Source organism: Mesosutterella porci (assembly GCF_022134585.1).
Lineage (GTDB): Bacteria > Pseudomonadota > Gammaproteobacteria > Burkholderiales > Burkholderiaceae_F > Mesosutterella > Mesosutterella porci.
Window position 1 is genome coordinate 108,172 of sequence record NZ_JAKNCT010000008.1, and the last position, 15,282, is coordinate 123,453.

The 15,282-nt window shown below is 67.6% G+C and carries 12 protein-coding genes; 10 read left to right on the forward strand and 2 right to left on the reverse strand.

The features are described from left to right. Positions 1–63: 63 nt before the first annotated feature. Entirely contained in the window at positions 64–735 is a 672-nt protein-coding gene (locus tag MAF45_RS07650; protein WP_237979045.1) for a VTT domain-containing protein, read from the reverse strand. A 102-nt stretch (positions 736–837) separates the two neighbouring features. Between MAF45_RS07650 and mutL the strand changes: the two genes are divergently transcribed. Further along, entirely contained in the window at positions 838–2,784 is a 1,947-nt protein-coding gene (gene mutL, locus MAF45_RS07655; RefSeq protein WP_237979046.1) for a DNA mismatch repair endonuclease MutL, read from the forward strand. Then, a complete protein-coding gene (miaA, locus tag MAF45_RS07660; RefSeq protein ID WP_237979047.1) occupies positions 2,784–3,755 on the forward strand; it encodes a tRNA (adenosine(37)-N6)-dimethylallyltransferase MiaA in 972 nt (323 codons plus the stop codon). Before mutL ends, miaA begins: the two co-directional genes overlap by 1 nt. Positions 3,756–3,841: 86 nt before the next feature. Here miaA and purM read toward each other — a convergent pair whose 3' ends face one another. Further along, a complete protein-coding gene (gene purM / locus MAF45_RS07665; protein ID WP_237979048.1) occupies positions 3,842–4,873 on the reverse strand; it encodes a phosphoribosylformylglycinamidine cyclo-ligase in 1,032 nt (343 codons plus the stop codon). A gap of 160 nt (positions 4,874–5,033) precedes the next feature. Here purM and MAF45_RS07670 point away from each other — a divergent pair, with 160 nt between their 5' ends. From MAF45_RS07670 to MAF45_RS07705, 8 genes are all read left to right on the forward strand, one after another. Next, entirely contained in the window at positions 5,034–5,741 is a 708-nt protein-coding gene (locus MAF45_RS07670) for an HdaA/DnaA family protein (RefSeq protein WP_237979049.1), read from the forward strand. Positions 5,742–5,769: 28 nt separating this feature from the next. After that, on the forward strand, positions 5,770–7,359 hold the full coding sequence (gene pcnB / locus MAF45_RS07675) for a polynucleotide adenylyltransferase PcnB (RefSeq protein ID WP_237979050.1): 1,590 nt from the start codon (positions 5,770–5,772) through the stop codon (positions 7,357–7,359). A gap of 4 nt (positions 7,360–7,363) precedes the next feature. Continuing rightward, positions 7,364–7,888, forward strand: coding sequence for a 2-amino-4-hydroxy-6-hydroxymethyldihydropteridine diphosphokinase (gene folK, locus MAF45_RS07680; protein WP_237979051.1), 525 nt, complete (start codon positions 7,364–7,366; stop codon positions 7,886–7,888). Positions 7,889–7,979: 91 nt separating this feature from the next. Beyond that, positions 7,980–8,081 carry a potassium-transporting ATPase subunit F gene (locus tag MAF45_RS07685; protein WP_237979052.1) on the forward strand — a complete coding sequence of 34 codons (102 nt, stop codon included), beginning with the start codon at positions 7,980–7,982 and terminating at the stop codon, positions 8,079–8,081. Next, on the forward strand, positions 8,081–9,787 hold the full coding sequence (gene kdpA / locus MAF45_RS07690) for a potassium-transporting ATPase subunit KdpA (RefSeq protein ID WP_237979053.1): 1,707 nt from the start codon (positions 8,081–8,083) through the stop codon (positions 9,785–9,787). The genes MAF45_RS07685 and kdpA overlap by 1 nt, the downstream gene beginning before the upstream one ends. 4 nt (positions 9,788–9,791) lie before the next feature. Continuing rightward, positions 9,792–11,900: a potassium-transporting ATPase subunit KdpB gene (gene kdpB, locus MAF45_RS07695; RefSeq protein WP_237979054.1), complete on the forward strand. Its 2,109-nt coding sequence runs from the start codon at positions 9,792–9,794 to the stop codon at positions 11,898–11,900. Between the two features lie 22 nt (positions 11,901–11,922). Continuing rightward, the gene (gene kdpC, locus MAF45_RS07700; protein ID WP_237979055.1) at positions 11,923–12,561 is read left to right on the forward strand and encodes a potassium-transporting ATPase subunit KdpC; all 639 of its coding nucleotides are present in this window, start codon (positions 11,923–11,925) and stop codon (positions 12,559–12,561) included. A gap of 46 nt (positions 12,562–12,607) precedes the next feature. Next, positions 12,608–15,277, forward strand: coding sequence for a DUF4118 domain-containing protein (locus tag MAF45_RS07705; RefSeq protein ID WP_237979056.1), 2,670 nt, complete (start codon positions 12,608–12,610; stop codon positions 15,275–15,277). Positions 15,278–15,282 lie beyond the last annotated feature (5 nt).

A 15,282-nucleotide genomic window follows, 5' to 3' on the forward strand; every position in this document is an offset into this window, starting at 1 on the left:
CCCGCGCGGCGGGGCCGGACCGTTTTCACTCCTCGGCCGGGGAGTGGGAAGGGCGCGGCGCGCTTAGTCCTTGCGCGCCTGAGCGGCGCCGCGCCGCTCGAATTTTTTGAGCTGCTGCAGCAGCCAGGCGACGAAAATCGGTCCGCAGAAGGCGCCTGCGACGCCGATGATCACGATCACCGTGAGGTTGTCGCGGACGATGGGGATGTTGCCGAAAAGGTAGCCCGCCCCGATGATGCTCACCGCCCAGGCGACGGCTCCGCTGAACGAATAGCATTCAAACCGCGCGGAGGTCATGCCCGCCGCCCCCGCGATGATCGGCACGAAGGCGCGCACGATGGGCAGGAAGCGACCGAGGAAGACGGTTTTCCCGCCGTGCTTTTCGTAGAAGGCGGCCGCCTTGAAAAGCTTCTCGCGGTTCAGGAAGCGGAAGTTGTGGGTGTAGATTTTGCCCCCGAACCAGCGCCCGAAGGTGTAGGCCTGGGTGTTGCCGATCACCGCCCCGATCACCACCGCAAGGATGAGTCCGAAGGGGCTGGAGGTGCCGGCCGCGGCGACCGTGCCCGCGACGAACAGCAGCGAGTCCCCCGGCAGGAACGAAAAGACGAAGACTCCCGTCTCCAGGTAAAAGATCAGGCAGATGACCGCGTAAATGGTGAGACCGTGGCTGTCGGCAAGGTTCGCAAGGAACCCGTTCATATCGGTAAACAGCTGGCCGATGCTCGCTAAATCCATAGAGAACGAACAGAGAAAAGGGCGGATGGATTCCGCAGATTTCCATATGATAACAAGGAAGCGGTCAATAACCCGTTACCGCCGACTCGAGGAAAGTGACGAATGCCAGAAGAAAAGAGCGTGGCCCGCAGGCCGATCGCGGAGCTCTCCGACCAGCTGATCAGCCAGATCGCTGCGGGCGAGGTGGTGGAGCGGCCCGCCTCCGTCGTGAAGGAGCTCGTCGAGAATGCGATCGACGCGGGGGCCGGCCGCATCGAGGTGCGGATCGAGGGCGGGGGACTGCGCAGGATCGCGGTGTCGGACAACGGCTGTGGAATCCCGAAGGAGGAGCTGCCCCTGGCGCTGCGGCGCCACGCGACGAGCAAGATCCACAGCCTTCTGGAGCTCGAGTCCGTTGCGAGCCTGGGCTTCCGCGGCGAGGCCCTCGCCTCGATCGCCTCGATCGCGGGGCTGGTGCTCACGAGCCGCGTGCCCGGGGCGGATCACGCCTGGAGCATCGGTCCGGAGGGCGTTCAGCCCGCCTCCGGGGAGACGGGCACGCGGGTCGAGGTGACGGATCTGTTCTTCAAGACTCCGGCCCGGCGCAAGTTTCTCAAATCGGAGGCGACGGAGACCGCGCACTGCCTGCGCGAGTTCGAGCACGCAGCTCTCTCCCACCCCGGCGTCGAGATGCGCTTCTTCGCCAACGGGCGCGCCGTGTCGGTGCTGCCCGCGCAGTCTGCGCGGGAGCGCGCGAACGCGATCCTGCCGCACGATTTCGCCCAGGCCTCGCGCGAGGTGTTCGCCGAGTCAGAGGGACTGAAGGTGAGCGGCTGGGCGGGGCTGCCGACCGCCGCGCGCTCGCGCAGCGACGCCCAGTACTTCTTCGTCAACGGGCGCTGCATCCGCGACCGGATGCTCCTGCACGCCCTGCGCCAGGGCTACAGCGACGTGCTCTACAACGGCGCGCAGCCCTCCTTCTGCCTCTTTCTCGAGGTGGATCCCTCGCAGGTCGACGTGAACGTCCATCCGACCAAAAACGAGGTGCGCTTCCGCGAGAGCCAGCGCGTCCACCAGTTCGTCTTCCATGCGGTGGAGGCCGCGCTCGCTCCGGCGATGTCCGGAGGCCAGGCCCCGGAGTCGCTCTCCGGGGAGAGCCCGAAGCCCGAGGCGCAGGACTTGCCGCGCGCGGCCGAGTTCTTTTCCCGGCCGGCCGGGGCTGCGGAAGCGGCTCCAGCCTTCCGCGCCTCAAGGCAGGTCTCGCGCGCGGCCGCCCCGGGCTATGACCGGCGCAGGCCCCCGGTTCCCGGAATGGGCTGCCTCAGGCTCTTTGATCCCGGCGGCGGGGCCGGGACGGAGCGCGTTCCCGACGAGTTTGAAACGCTCGCTCCCCCCGCGGGCGGCGCCCCGGAGGCCGCCCCCGCGCAGCCCGGCCCTGAGGCGGGCGGCGGCGGGGGGCTTGCGACCCGGGACAACCCCTATCCGCTCGGCGAGGCCCTCGCCCAGGTGGGCGGCATTTATGTCCTCGCGGAAAACCGCGAGGGGCTCGTGATCGTCGACATGCACGCCGCGCACGAGCGCATCTGCTACGAGCGGCTCAAGGCCCAGATGGATGCCTCGCGCATGCCCGTGCAGCAGCTGCTCATCCCGCTCGTTTTTTCCGTGGACCCGGTCGACATGGCGACCTTTGAGGAGCATGCGCAGGATCTGCGCACCCTCGGGCTCGACGTCTCGGCCGCGTCGCCCGAGCACCTGAAGCTGCGCAGCGTCCCGGCGGTAATCTCCCAGGGCATCGATGAGGAGGGCCCCGGGCTGATCCGCGAGGTGCTCGCGGACTTCCGGCGCTACGGGGGCACGAGGCTGCTCGAGGAGCACCGCAACGAGATCCTCTCCACGATGGCCTGCCACGGGGCGGTGCGGGCGCACCGGCTGCTCACCCGCGAGGAAATGAACAGCCTCCTGCGCTCGATGGAGAAGACCGAGCGCGCCGACGAGTGCAACCACGGGCGCCCCACCTGGGTGCAGCTCTCGCTGGCCGATCTGGACCGACTTTTCCTGCGGGGGCGTTGATGGCCTTTGATGCTCTGATGATCCTCGGGCCCACCGCCAGCGGGAAGACCGCGCTCGCGCTCGAGCTCGCCCGCCGGCTGCCCGCCGAGATTGTTTCCATCGACTCGGCTCTGGTCTACCGCGGCATGGACGTCGGCACCGCCAAGCCTACGCGCGGGGAGCGCCTCGCCGTGGTCCACCACCTGATCGACATCCGCGACATCGGCGAGCCCTACAGCGTGGCCGATTTCTTTGCCGACGTCTGCCGGCTGGTGCCGGAGATCCGCGCGAGGGGGCGGCTGCCGGTGCTCGCGGGCGGCACCATGCTCTATGCGAATGCGCTGCTGCGCGGGCTCTCGGACCTGCCGGGCACGGACCCGCAGGTGCGCGGGGAGGTTCTCCGGGAAGGCGCGCGGCGCGGCTGGGAGGCGATGCACGCCGAGCTCGCCCGGGTCGATCCCGCGGCGGCCGCGCGGCTCAAGCCCCTGGACAGCCAGAGGATCAGCAGGGCCCTCGAGCTTTACCGGATGACGGGCAGGACGATGACCGAGCTGCTTGCCGAGCACCCCCCGAAAAAAGCGCCGTTTTCTTTTTTCACGGCCGCCCTCATCCCCTCCGACCGGGCCTGGCTGCACGAGAGGATCGCGCGGCGGTTCGATGCGATGCTTGCCGGGGGGTTCCTGCAGGAAGTGAAGAGGCTCACCGCTCTGCCCGGGTTTGATCCGGACAGCCCCGCCATGCGCTCGGTCGGCTACCGCCAGGCCCTCGAGTTCCTCAGAGGAGGCGTCTCCGAGCGGCAGTTCCGTGAAAAGGCTGTTGCCGCGACGCGCCAGCTGGCCAAGCGGCAGATCACCTGGCTGCGCTCCATGCCCGTCTCAGCCGTCTTTGATCCCTGCGTGAAAGAGTCGGGGCGGGAGGCCGCCGCAATGCTGGCCGGCCAGCCCTGGGGGCTGCCCGCGGCTGCGGTCAAAGAAAAGCCGAAGGCTCTCTAGAGGGACGGCGTCCCTGCAGGCCTTCGGCTCGGACGGCGCTTCTCCCCCGCATCTGGGGACAGCGCCTTTTTCGCCCCGGGCGGGGGTCAGATCACGACGCAGCCGGGATCCTTCGGATCGCGGCGGGGGACGACTTCGCCCAGCTCGTAGACCTTTTCGCCTTCGCGTTCGAAAGCGGCCTGAGCGGCGTCCTTGGCCTCAGCGGGGACGACCACCACCATGCCGATGCCGTTGTTGAAGACGCGCAGCATCTCATCGTCGGCGATGCCGCCCTGCTGCTGCAGCCAGTCGAAGATCGCCGGCCGCTTCCAGGCGTCGCGGTGGATCACCACCTGGCTGTGCTGCGGGATGACGCGCGGAACGTTTTCCACGAGGCCGCCGCCCGTGATGTGGGCCATCGCGTGCACCGGCACCTGTTCGAGCACCTTCATGACGGATTTGCAGTAAATGCGTGTGGGCTCCATCAGCCGGTCGGCGAGGGTCGCTCCGTCAAAGGGCATGTTCCAGTCCGCGCCGCTCACCTCGACCACCTTGCGGATGAGGGAAAAGCCGTTGCTGTGCGGGCCGGAGGAGGCCAGCCCGAGCACGGCGTCGCCCGGCTTCACGGCCGAGCCGTCGATGATCCTGGACTTCTCCACCACGCCCACGGCGAAGCCCGCGAGGTCGTACTCGCCCTCGGGATACATGCCCGGCATTTCGGCCGTTTCCCCGCCGATGAGCGCGCAGCCCGCGAGCTCGCAGCCCCTGGCGACGCCCTTCACCACGCGCTCGGCGATGTCGACGTCGAGCTTCCCGCAGGAGAAGTAGTCGAGGAAAAAGACGTTCTTCGCTCCCTGCACCAGCACGTCGTTCACGCTCATGGCGACCAGATCCTGGCCCACGGTGTCGTGGCGGTTCAGCCGGAACGCGAGCATCAGCTTCGTGCCGACGCCGTCCGTGCCGGTCACGAGCACCGGCTCCCTGTAGTCTCTGCTGATTTCAAAAAGCGCGCCGAAGCCCCCGATGGAGCCAAGGACTCCCGGAATCAGGGTGCGTTTCGCGAAAGGCTTGATGCGTTCGACCAGTTCATCGCCGTTGTCGATGGAAACGCCGGCGGCATCGTACGAAAGTTGTGTCATGAGTGCGGTCTCAGAGAAACATGAGAAAAGAGGAGCGCGGTAAACTTCATCCTGCGCAGTTACATTATTCTAAAGATTCTAGTCTAGGCTTTCCGTGAAGTCAGTTTCAGACCGCCTGTTTGTCAGCGCGGCGCGGCTCACCGAGGTCCGACCGCTTTAAATGGCACAAGAGCAGCTCACACTGGATCTGCAGATCCGGCCGGCGCCGAGTCTTGGCAATTTCGCCGTAGGCGACAACGCTGAGCTCGTCGCCGTGCTTTCCGCAGTCGAGAACGCCCGGCCTTCCGCCCAGTTCATTTACATCTGGGGCGGGGCCGGCGTGGGCCGCACGCACCTTCTGCACGCGATCGATCCCCTTGCGGGATTCAAACGGGTGCCCCGGTTCGCGCCCGGCAGGCGCATCTACACGGTCGACGACGTCGACGCGCTCTCCGAGCCGGAGCAGCAGCAGCTCTTCGATCTCATGAACGAGGTGCACGCGCACCCCGGCAGCGGCGGGGTTCCGGACTACTGCCTCGTCACGGCGGGCAGCCGCCCGCCCTCCCAGATGAAGGGCCGCCCGGACGTGCTCTCGAGGCTGTCCTGGGGGCTCGTGTTCCAGGTGCGGCCGCTCACCGACGAGCAGAAGGACCGGGCGCTTGCCAAGATCGCCCGCGACAGCAGAATTGAGCTGCCGGACGACGCCCGGCAGTGGCTGCTGCTGCACCTGCCGCGCGACATGGGCACGCTCACCGAGGCGGTGTTTGAGGTGGAGCGCTACGCGCTGAAGACTTCCCGGCGCGTCACCCGCGCGCTCGTGCGCCAGTGCTTTGCCCCGAAGCGCGCGGAGGAAGGCCAGGATGACGCCCGCCCGCAGCCTTCGAGCTGAAGGGCGGGTTCTTGATGAAAATAAAGAAATGGCAGTTTTTCAGACTTTTGTACGCAAGGTAAGGAACATGCTCGGCGTTACGGCCGGCACGCAGGTTCAGAAGACTCCGAGGATTATTCCGGCCTCGGTCCACGGCATCGACCCGAAGCTTGTCGCCTGGCAGGCGATCCGGACCTGCGAGGCGCTGCAGCGGCGCGGCTTCAAGGCCTACATCGTCGGCGGCGCGGTTCGGGACATGCTGCTCGGGGTGACGCCGAAGGACTTCGACGTCGCCACCGACGCGACGCCCGAGCAGGTGAAGGCCTGCGAGCGGCGCGCGATCATCATCGGCCGGCGCTTCAAGCTCGTGCATGTGATTTTCGGCCGCGAGGTGATCGAATGCGCGACCTTCCGCTCGCTCGACACCCAGGGCGTGCGCAAGGACGAGAACGGGCGCGTGATCTCCGACAACATCTACGGCGAGATGTGGGAGGACGCGGCCCGCCGCGACTTCACGATCAACTCGCTCTACTACAACCCCGCCACCCAGGAGATTCTCGATTACCACAACGGCTACGAGGATCTGCGCGCGAAGTGCCTGCGCATCATCGGCGACCCCGAAGTGCGCTATCGCGAGGATCCGGTGAGGATGATGCGGGCGGTGCGCATCGCCTCGAAGCTCGGCTTCCGCATCGACGAGGAGACGCGGCGCCCCATCCCGAAGATGGCCCCGCTGCTCAAGAACGTGCCCGACGCGCGGCTTTTTGACGAAATCATCAAGCTGCTCACGAGCGGCCACGCTCTGGCCTGCATCAGGGAGTTCAAGCGCGAGGGGCTGCACCACGGGCTGCTGCCGGTGCTCGACCTGATGGATACCGCCTCCGAGGGCGAGAAGTTTCTGATGCTCGCCCTCCAGCGCACCGACGAGCGCATCAATGCGGGCAAGAAAACCTCGCCCGCCTTCCTTTTTGCGACGCTGCTGTGGCCGCAGATGCTCAAGCGCTGGAACTCCTTCATCGCGAAGGGCGAGAGCCGCCCCCAGGCGCTCTACGATGCCAGCGGGCTCGTGCTTGACAGCCAGTGTCAAAACCTCACGATCCAGCGCCGCTACATCGCCGACATCCGCCTCATCTGGATGCTGCAGTACCGCTTCGAGCGCCGCTACGGCAAGGCGCCCTTCGGGTTGGTCGAGCACCCCAAGTACCGCGCGGCCTACGACTTCATGATGCTGCGCGCACAGATCGGTCAGGTCCCGGTCGAGGTCGTGCAGTGGTGGAAGAACTTCTACGAGGCGGACGAGCAGGAGCGCCACGCGCTGGTCGCGGCAGCCGAAAAGGAGGCCCGCAGGGCCGGCTCCGCAAAGCGGCGGGCCGCGCCCCTGCAGCCCTCTGAGGCCGCCTCCCTCGCCCTCAATCCGCAGCCCGGCCAGGGGCCGATCCCGCGCCCGCAGGGCGAGGACTCCGAGGATGCGGGCGAGGGCCGCAGGCGCTTCCGCGGCCCGAGGCGCCGCCGCAGCCGCGCGAAGGCCCCCGAGGCTCCGACAACGTTTTTCGTGCCGCCGGAATCCGACCGGAAGCTCACGCGCCAGCAGCGTCCCTACCGGCCTGCCAAGGCCGATCCGGATGTGAGGGAGGGCTGAGGCGATGACAGAGCGCTCGCCTGTGACGGCCTGCATTGGGCTCGGCGCGAACCTCGGCGACGCGCCCGCGGCGCTTCGGGAGGCGGCGCGCCGGATCGCGGCGCTGCCGGGCGTGATCTCGGTCCGGATGAGCAGCCTCTACCGCAGCGCTCCGGTGGACGCCGGGGGCCCCGATTACACGAACGCGGCGGCCCTGGTCGAGACGACGCTCCTGCCGCTGGAGCTGCTGCACGGCCTGCAGAAGATCGAGCGTGAGCTCGGGCGCGTGAGGCCGCCCGGAGTGCACAACGCGCCGCGGACGATCGACCTGGACCTCGAGCTCTACGGAGAGCTTCAGATCAGCCTCGCGCCGGAGCTGGTCGTGCCGCACCCGAGGATGCACGAGCGGGCCTTCGTGCTCGAGCCGCTGCTCGAGCTCGATCCCGAAGCCGTGATCCCCGGCCGCGGCCCTGCCCGGAATTTCCTCGGGGCCGTGTCGCAGCAGCGGATCGAGCGGCTCGGCAGCGGCGGCCGGGGGGAGGGGGGCTGATGGGCGACATTCTCTACGCGGCGCTTTTCGCCGCCCTGGTGTGGCTCGCGCTGGTTTTTCTCGGCATTTGCCGCAGGTACAGGGGGCGCAGATGACTGATCCTGCCTGGATTCTGTGGCTGGGGGGCATCGCCGCAGTGTTCGTGCTGATCTACCTCCTTGCCGTGTTGTTCAACGCGGAGTTGCTTGACTGATGAAACTTTCCGCGGTCTTCCTGCTGCTCGGGGTCTTCGCGGTGATCTTCACCGCGAGCGTGCCTCTCGGCCTGTACATGGACGCGGTGTTCAGCGGCAGGCTCGCGGGCCGCTTTGCCTGGATGCGCCGCGTGGAAGGCGTCTTTCTCTTTCCGCTGGGCGAGAGCGGGCGCAGGCCGATGGACTGGCACGAGTACTGCTTGTCGCTCATCGCGCTCACCGTCGTGGGAACGGTGGCCGCCTACCTCATCTTCCGCTTCCAGGACCTCCTGCCTCTCAATCCCCTGCACTATCCGGGGCTCTCGCCCGACCTTGCCTTCAACGCGGCGGTGTCCTTCTCCACGAGCACGACCTGGCAGTCCTTTGCGGGCGAGAGCACGATGAGCCTGCTCTCGCAGACCGTGGGGCTCACGGTGCTCGTGTTCCTGTCGTCCTCGATCGGCGTAGTCGCCGCGTTTGCCTTCGCGCGGGGTCTCGTGCAGAGCCGCGAGCCCTCGCTTGGCAACGCCTGGCAGGACATGGTGCGCTGCGTGCTCTGGCTCATGGTGCCCTCGGCGTTTCTCGTCTCGCTGCTTTTCGTCTCCCAGGGCTGCGTGCAGACCGACCAGGCCATGATCACCCTGAAGACGCTCGAGGGGGCGACGCAGCACATCGCGGCGGGCCCCGCAGCCTCGCAGGAGGCACTGCGGCTGCTCACCGTGACCGGCGGAAGCTTCTTCAACGCGAACTCCGCCCACCCGTTCGCAACGCCCACCGCCTTCATCTGCCTCGTGCAGATCGTCATGATGCTGCTCATGGCGAGCAGCCTTGTGTTCGCCTACGGGCGCATGACGGGCAACGTGCGCGAGGGCTTTTCCATCCTTTTCGGCATGGCGCTCGTTTTCACCGCGGCGTTCCTGCTCATCGCCTGGTCGGAGGGGCGCGCGAATCCCCTCATCGTCGCGCAGGGCGTCTCGCCCGGCTTCGGAAACATGGAGGGCAAGGAGGTGCGGCTCGGGGCGATGCTCACCTCGCTTTTTTCCGCGACCTCGGCGGCTAGCTCCGCGGGTTCCGCCGCCGGCTCCTACGATTCGATGCTGCCGCTGGGCGGCGGGGTCGTGCTCTGGCTGATCGAGCTGGGCGACGTGGTCTTCGGAGGCGCCCGCTCCGGCCTTTACACGATGCTCGGGCTCGCCATCGTCGCGGTTTTTGTGCTGGGCATGCTCATCGGGCGCACGCCCCGCTACATCGGCAAGAAGATCGACGCCTACGACATGAAGATGGTGTGCGTGGCGCTACTCGTGCCGGCGATCTGCACGCTCATCGGCACCGCGGTGGCCTGCGTGACCGAGGCCGGCACGAATGCCGTGACGTCCTCCGGGCCGCACGGTTTCACCGAGATCCTCTTTGCCTTCTCCTCGGTTTCGAACAACAACGGGGCCGCCTTCGGCGGGCTCGCGGCGAACTCGCCTTTCTACAACACGGCGCTCGGCATCTGCATGTGGGTGAGCCGCCTTTTCACGATGACCGCGCTGCTCGCCGTGGCGGGCAACATGGCCTCCAAGCCCCGGGTGACCCATTCCGCCCAGGGCATCAGCACCGACGGCCCGGTCTTCTCCCTCATTTTTATCCTGGTCGCCGTGGTGATCTCGATCATCACCTACCTGCCCGCGCTCTCGCTCGGGCCGGTGGTCGAGGGCATCCGGCTTTTCTGGGGAGGAGCCTGAGGCGATGCAGGAAGAAGGCCGCGATGCCGCCAGGCTGCTGCGAAGGCGGCTTTTCACTCCGAAGCTTGTGCTCCAGTGCCTCGGGCTCGCCCTCTACAGGCTCAACCCCGTGGCAGTCATGCGCAACCCGGTCATGTTCGTCGTCTGGACGGCGGCCGTGGTGGTCACGATCCTCGCCGTCTACGAGTGGATCTTCCCCACCCCCGTGCCCGAGGGGCATCTGAGCGAGACCTTCTTCGCGTTCTCGCTCGCGGTCTGGCTCTGGATCATCATCTGGCTCGGGAATTTCTCCGAGGCGCTCGCCGAGGAGCGCGGGCGGGCGCAGGCCACCGCCCTGCGCGGCACCCGCAGCGAGATCCTCGCCAAGCGCATCCGCTCGGTCTCCGAGGCGGCCTCGCCTGAGCTCGTGCTCGCGGAGAACCTGAAGAAGGGCGACCTGCTGCTCATCGAGCCCGGGGACATCATCCCGGCCGACGCGGAGGTGATCGAAGGCGTCGCCGCAGTCGACGAGTCTGCAGTGACCGGCGAGTCCGCCCCGGTCGTGCGCGAGCCCTGCGAGGGCTCGAACCTCGTCGTGGGCGGCACCCGGGTGCTCTCCGACCGGCTGATCGCGCGCGTGAGCGTCGACCAGGGCGACTCGTTCCTCGACAAGATGATCTCGATGGTGGACGGCTCAAGCAGAAGGCGCACCCCCAACGAGGTCGCGCTCACGATCCTGCTTACCTCGATGACGGTGATCCTGCTGCTGTCCTGCTCGACTCTGGTGCCCTTTTCCTTCTACGCGACGAATCACGGGGGGCACGGGCTGCCGGTGCGGGTCATCACTGCGGTCGCCTTCCTTGTCTGCGTGATTCCGACCACGATCGCGGGACTGCTCTCGACCATCGGCGTGGCGGGCATGAGCCGCATGATGAAGGCGAACGTCATCGCGATGTCGGGCCGGGCGGTGGAGGCTTCGGGTGACGTGGACGTGCTGCTGCTCGACAAGACCGGGACGATCACGGTGGGAAACCGCGAGGCGATCGCCTTTCTTCCCAGTCCCGGGGTGACCGTGCTTGAGCTGGCGGAGGCCGCGGCGGCCGCCTCGATTGCCGATGAGACGCCGGAGGGGCACTCGATCGTGAGGCTCGCGCGCGAGCGCTACAACGTGAAGCACGACGTTAATTTTTACAAGGGCGCGAAATTCTTCGCCTTCAGCGCCCAGACGCGCATGTCGGGCATTGACTTCGAGGGCAGCAGGATCCGCAAGGGCTCGATGGACGCCATAGCGCAGTGGCTGCAGGGCATGGGCGCCGCGGTGCCGCCCGAGATCGCTCAGAAGTCGATCTCCGCCGCCCGGCGCGGGTCCACCCCGCTTATCGTGTCCGACAACGACCGGGTGCTCGGCATCGTGGAGCTCAAGGACGTGGTGAAAAGGGGAATCCGCGACCGTTTCAAGCGCCTGCGCGAGATGGGCATCCGCACGGTGATGCTCACCGGCGACAACAAGTACACCGCCGCAGCCATCGCCGCTGAGGCGGGCGTCGACGATTTCATCGGGGATGCGAACCCCGAGGACAAGCTCACCATCATCCGCCGCCTGCAGTCCGAAGGCAGGCTCGTCGCCATGAGCGGCGACGGCACCAACGACGCGCCGGCGCTCGCGATGGCCGACGTGGCGGTGGCGATGGGCAACGGCACCCAGGCGGCCAAGGAGGCGGGCAACATGATCGACCTCGACTCCAACCCTACGAAGCTGCTCGACATCATCGACATCGGCAAGCAGATGATGCTCACCCGCGGAGCGATCACGATATTCGCCGTGAGCAATGTGATCGCCGAGTACTTCGCGATCATTCCGGCTGCGTTTTCCGTGACCTATCCGGAGCTCGAGGTGCTCAACTTCCTGCATCTCGCCTCGCCCGTGAGCGCGGTGCTCTCGACGGTGATCTTCAACGCGCTGGTCATGTTCCTGCTGATCCCGGTGGCGATCCGCGGGGTCTCGACGCGCGCGGCCTCTCCCATCAGGCTGCTGCGCCGCAACGTGATCGTCTTCGGCCTGGGGGGCCTTGCCGTGCCCTTCGTCCTGATCAAGGCGATCGACCTCGCGCTCTTTTACATGGGGCTTTACTGATGAGCGGGAGGGACACGAAAGCATGCTGAAGGCTTTGAAAAACGCGCTCCTGTCCTTCCTGATGCTCGGAGCGGTCTGCGGCGTCCTCTATCCGGTTCTCGTCACCGTGGCGGCCCAGTACTGGTTCCCGGAGCAGGCGAACGGCTCGCTCGTCTACAGAAACGGCGTTGCGGTGGGCAGCGCCCTGATCGCGCAGGACTGGAGCGAGGCGCGCTATTTCCACGGGCGCCCGAGTGCCAGTCCCGGCGGGGCGAACAACGCCATGGTCTCGGGCGGCAGCAACGAGGGGCCCGCGAGCGTGTGGCTGCTCGAGAAGGTGCAGGAGCGCGCCGCCGACCAGCGCAGGGCCAATCCCGGCGAGAAAGGCCCCGTGCCCCAGGACCTGGTCACCGCCTCGGGCTCGGGGCTCGACCCCCACATCACCGTCGAGGCCGCGCTCTGGCAGGTTCAGCGCGTCGCCCGCGCAAGGCGCGTTCCGCCCGCAAAGATCCGCCGGCTCGTGAAGGACTGTACGGAAAAGCCGCTGCTGCACTTCCTGGGAGAAAAGCGGGTGAACGTGCTGCGGATCAACCTGGAGCTCGACCGGCTCTACCCCGCCGCGGAGCCCGCCCGCGGCAAGGCCGCGCGGGGCAGGACGAAGCGGGGCGCCGCGAGGCGCTGAACCGCCCCGGACCGCATCCCGCCCCAACCGAAGAGGAGCTGACGCTATGGACGATAAAGAGCGCGACAAAAGGCCCGACCCGGACGCACTGCTGGCCTCCCTGCAAAAGGAGGAGAAGGACAGGAGCCGAGGCCGCCTCAAGATCTTTTTTGGCGCCAGCGCGGGCGTGGGCAAGACCTACGCCATGCTGCAGGAGGCGAAGGAGCGGCTCAAGGCCGGGGTGGATGTCGTGGTGGGGCTGGCCGAGACGCACGGCCGGCCCGAGACGACGGCGCTGCTCGAGGGGTTCGAAATCCTGCCGAAGCGCAGCCTGCCCGGCCGCAGCAGCCTCCACGAATTCGACATGCAGGCCGCGCTCAGGCGCCGCCCGGCGCTGCTCGTGCTCGACGAGCTCGCGCACACGAACCTGCCGGGCAGCCGCCACCGGAAGCGCTGGCAGGATGTCGAGGAGCTGCTCGACGAGGGCATCGACGTCTACACCGCGCTCAATGTCCAGCACCTCGAGAGCCTGAACGACGTTGTGGCGGGTATCACCGGCATCAAGGTCCGGGAGACGGTGCCGGACTGGGTGTTTGACGAAGCCTGGGAGGTGAAGCTGGTCGACCTGCCCGCCGCGGAGCTGTTGCGGCGGCTCGCCGAGGGCAAGATTTACATGCCCAACGTCGCGGAAAGGGCGGCGAAGGGCTTTTTTCGCGAGGGCAACATCATCGCGCTGCGCGAGCTCGCGCTGCGCCGCACCGCCGACCGCGTCGACGCGCAGATGAGGGCGTGGCGCGAGGAGCGCTCGATCGACCGGGTCTGGGAGGCCCAGGAGCGGATTCTGGTTGCCGTGGGCTCGAGCGAGGAAAGCGCGCGCGTAGTGCGCGAGGCCGCGCGGATGGCGAACCGGATGAAGGCCGAGTGGATCGCGGTGCATGTGGAGGATCCGGCCGCCTCGGACATGAAGCTGCGAAAAAGGAGCTTCGACAACCTCAACCTCGCCGCGCAGCTCGGGGCCGAGACCACGGTGCTCTCGGGCAGCGATCAGGCCGGGCTCATCGCCCGGTACGCGAGAAAGCGCAATGTCACCAAGGTCGTGCTCGGGGCGAGGGCGCGCACGATCTGCTCGCTTTTCAAGCCGGGCCTCGCGGATCGGCTGCTGCGCTCCTACCCGGACCTCGACATCGTGCAGATCGCCCTCGAGACCCCGAGGGAGCGCAGGCGCTCAGAGCTGCTCGCCTCGGGCGGGGTCCCGCCGGTGAACTACCTTTGGGCGACGCTCGCCTGCGCGGTCGACATGGCCGCGGCCGCAGCGCTGCTCACCGTGTTCGAGCCCGCCAACGTCATCATCGTCGTGTTCCTGCTCGCCGTGTTCGTCTCGGCCCTGTGGGGCATCGGCCCGGCCGTCTGGGCCGTGGTGGCGGCGGGCTTCTGCTTTGACTACTTCTACATGCCCCCGGTCTTTGAGTTCACGGCGAACAATCCCCAGTACCTCTTCACCTTCGGGCTGGTGCTGCTCACCGCGGTCTGGGTCGGGCACATGTCCGAGAGGCTGCGGCGCGAGGCGGATCTCGCCTGCACGCGCGACTTCCGAAGCTCCGCGGTGGCGGGGCTCGCGCGCGAGCTCGCCACCGCGCTCACCCCCGGGCAGGTCTCGAAGGTGGTGAGGACGCACCTGTCGCCGCTGCTCAAGTCCGACATCAGGCTCGCGCTGCCCGACCGGACCGGGGAGCTCGCCTACGTCGACTCGGCGGGCGACGCGGATATCGAGGTCGCGCAGTGGAGCTTCGACCACGGCAAGGAGGCGGGCCTGGGCACCCAGACCCTGTCGGCCTCGCCCGAACGGACCGTGCCGCTGCTCGCCTCGAAGAAAAGCTGGGGCGTGCTCGCGATACGCCCCTCGGGCGCCTTTCTTTTCTCCGACCCCGACAACAAGCGGCTGCTTGACGCCTGCGCCGCGCAGATCGCGCAGACGCTCGAGCGCATCGACTACGCCGGCATCGCCCGCGACGCCCTCGTGAAGGGCGAGGCCGAGCGCACGAGGGCCGCTCTGATCGGAGCGGTGATCCAGGATCTCTCGCGGCCCGTTGCCCTGATCGCGAAGACCGCGGAGCGCATCCTCAAGGCGCCTCCGGGGACATCCTATGAAAAGGAAGGGGCGGCGGCGATCCGCTCCCAGGCCTCGATGCTCCAGAGGCTCACCGGCAACCTGAAGGAGCTCTCCAGGCTGCAGGCGGGCAACGTGAAGCTGCGCACCGAGCGAGTTTCAGTGCCGGAGCTGCTCAACGAGGTGGCGCGCCGGGCCTGGGCCCAGGGCTACGGCAAGACGATAGAGACCGTGGTGCGGGACGAGGTTCCCGAGCTGGAGCTCGAGCCGATGCTGGTGCGGCGGGCGCTCGAGTGCCTGATAGACAACGCCGACAAGTTCTCCCCGCGCGGCACCGCGGTGGCCGTCTCCGTGCAGCGCGCCTCGGGCGGGGTCGAGTTCTCCGTGCGGGACCACGGCCGCGGGCTGCCTGAGTTCCTGCTGCGGCTGATCAACAGCGAGGGCACCGATGCTGAGGCGCTTGAGGGCGCCGAGCAGGCCGGGCTCGGGCTCACGCTCGCGAGCCTCACGGTCGAGGCTCACCGCGGACGCATTCGGGCCGAGAACCTTCCTGAGGGCGGAGCCCGGATCACGCTCTGGTTCCCCCTCGCCTCAGACGCCCGCCCGCAGCAGCTGCCGCCTCCGGCCTGATGCTG

Coding starts and splice junctions, on each gene's coding strand:
- MAF45_RS07650 (WP_237979045.1), bottom strand. CDS start 735: ATGGATTTAGCGAGCATCGGCCAGCTGTTTACCGATATGAACGGGTTC.
- mutL (WP_237979046.1), top strand. CDS start 838: ATGCCAGAAGAAAAGAGCGTGGCCCGCAGGCCGATCGCGGAGCTCTCC.
- miaA (WP_237979047.1), top strand. CDS start 2,784: ATGGCCTTTGATGCTCTGATGATCCTCGGGCCCACCGCCAGCGGGAAG.
- purM (WP_237979048.1), bottom strand. CDS start 4,873: ATGACACAACTTTCGTACGATGCCGCCGGCGTTTCCATCGACAACGGC.
- MAF45_RS07670 (WP_237979049.1), top strand. CDS start 5,034: ATGGCACAAGAGCAGCTCACACTGGATCTGCAGATCCGGCCGGCGCCG.
- pcnB (WP_237979050.1), top strand. CDS start 5,770: ATGGCAGTTTTTCAGACTTTTGTACGCAAGGTAAGGAACATGCTCGGC.
- folK (WP_237979051.1), top strand. CDS start 7,364: ATGACAGAGCGCTCGCCTGTGACGGCCTGCATTGGGCTCGGCGCGAAC.
- MAF45_RS07685 (WP_237979052.1), top strand. CDS start 7,980: ATGACTGATCCTGCCTGGATTCTGTGGCTGGGGGGCATCGCCGCAGTG.
- kdpA (WP_237979053.1), top strand. CDS start 8,081: ATGAAACTTTCCGCGGTCTTCCTGCTGCTCGGGGTCTTCGCGGTGATC.
- kdpB (WP_237979054.1), top strand. CDS start 9,792: ATGCAGGAAGAAGGCCGCGATGCCGCCAGGCTGCTGCGAAGGCGGCTT.
- kdpC (WP_237979055.1), top strand. CDS start 11,923: ATGCTGAAGGCTTTGAAAAACGCGCTCCTGTCCTTCCTGATGCTCGGA.
- MAF45_RS07705 (WP_237979056.1), top strand. CDS start 12,608: ATGGACGATAAAGAGCGCGACAAAAGGCCCGACCCGGACGCACTGCTG.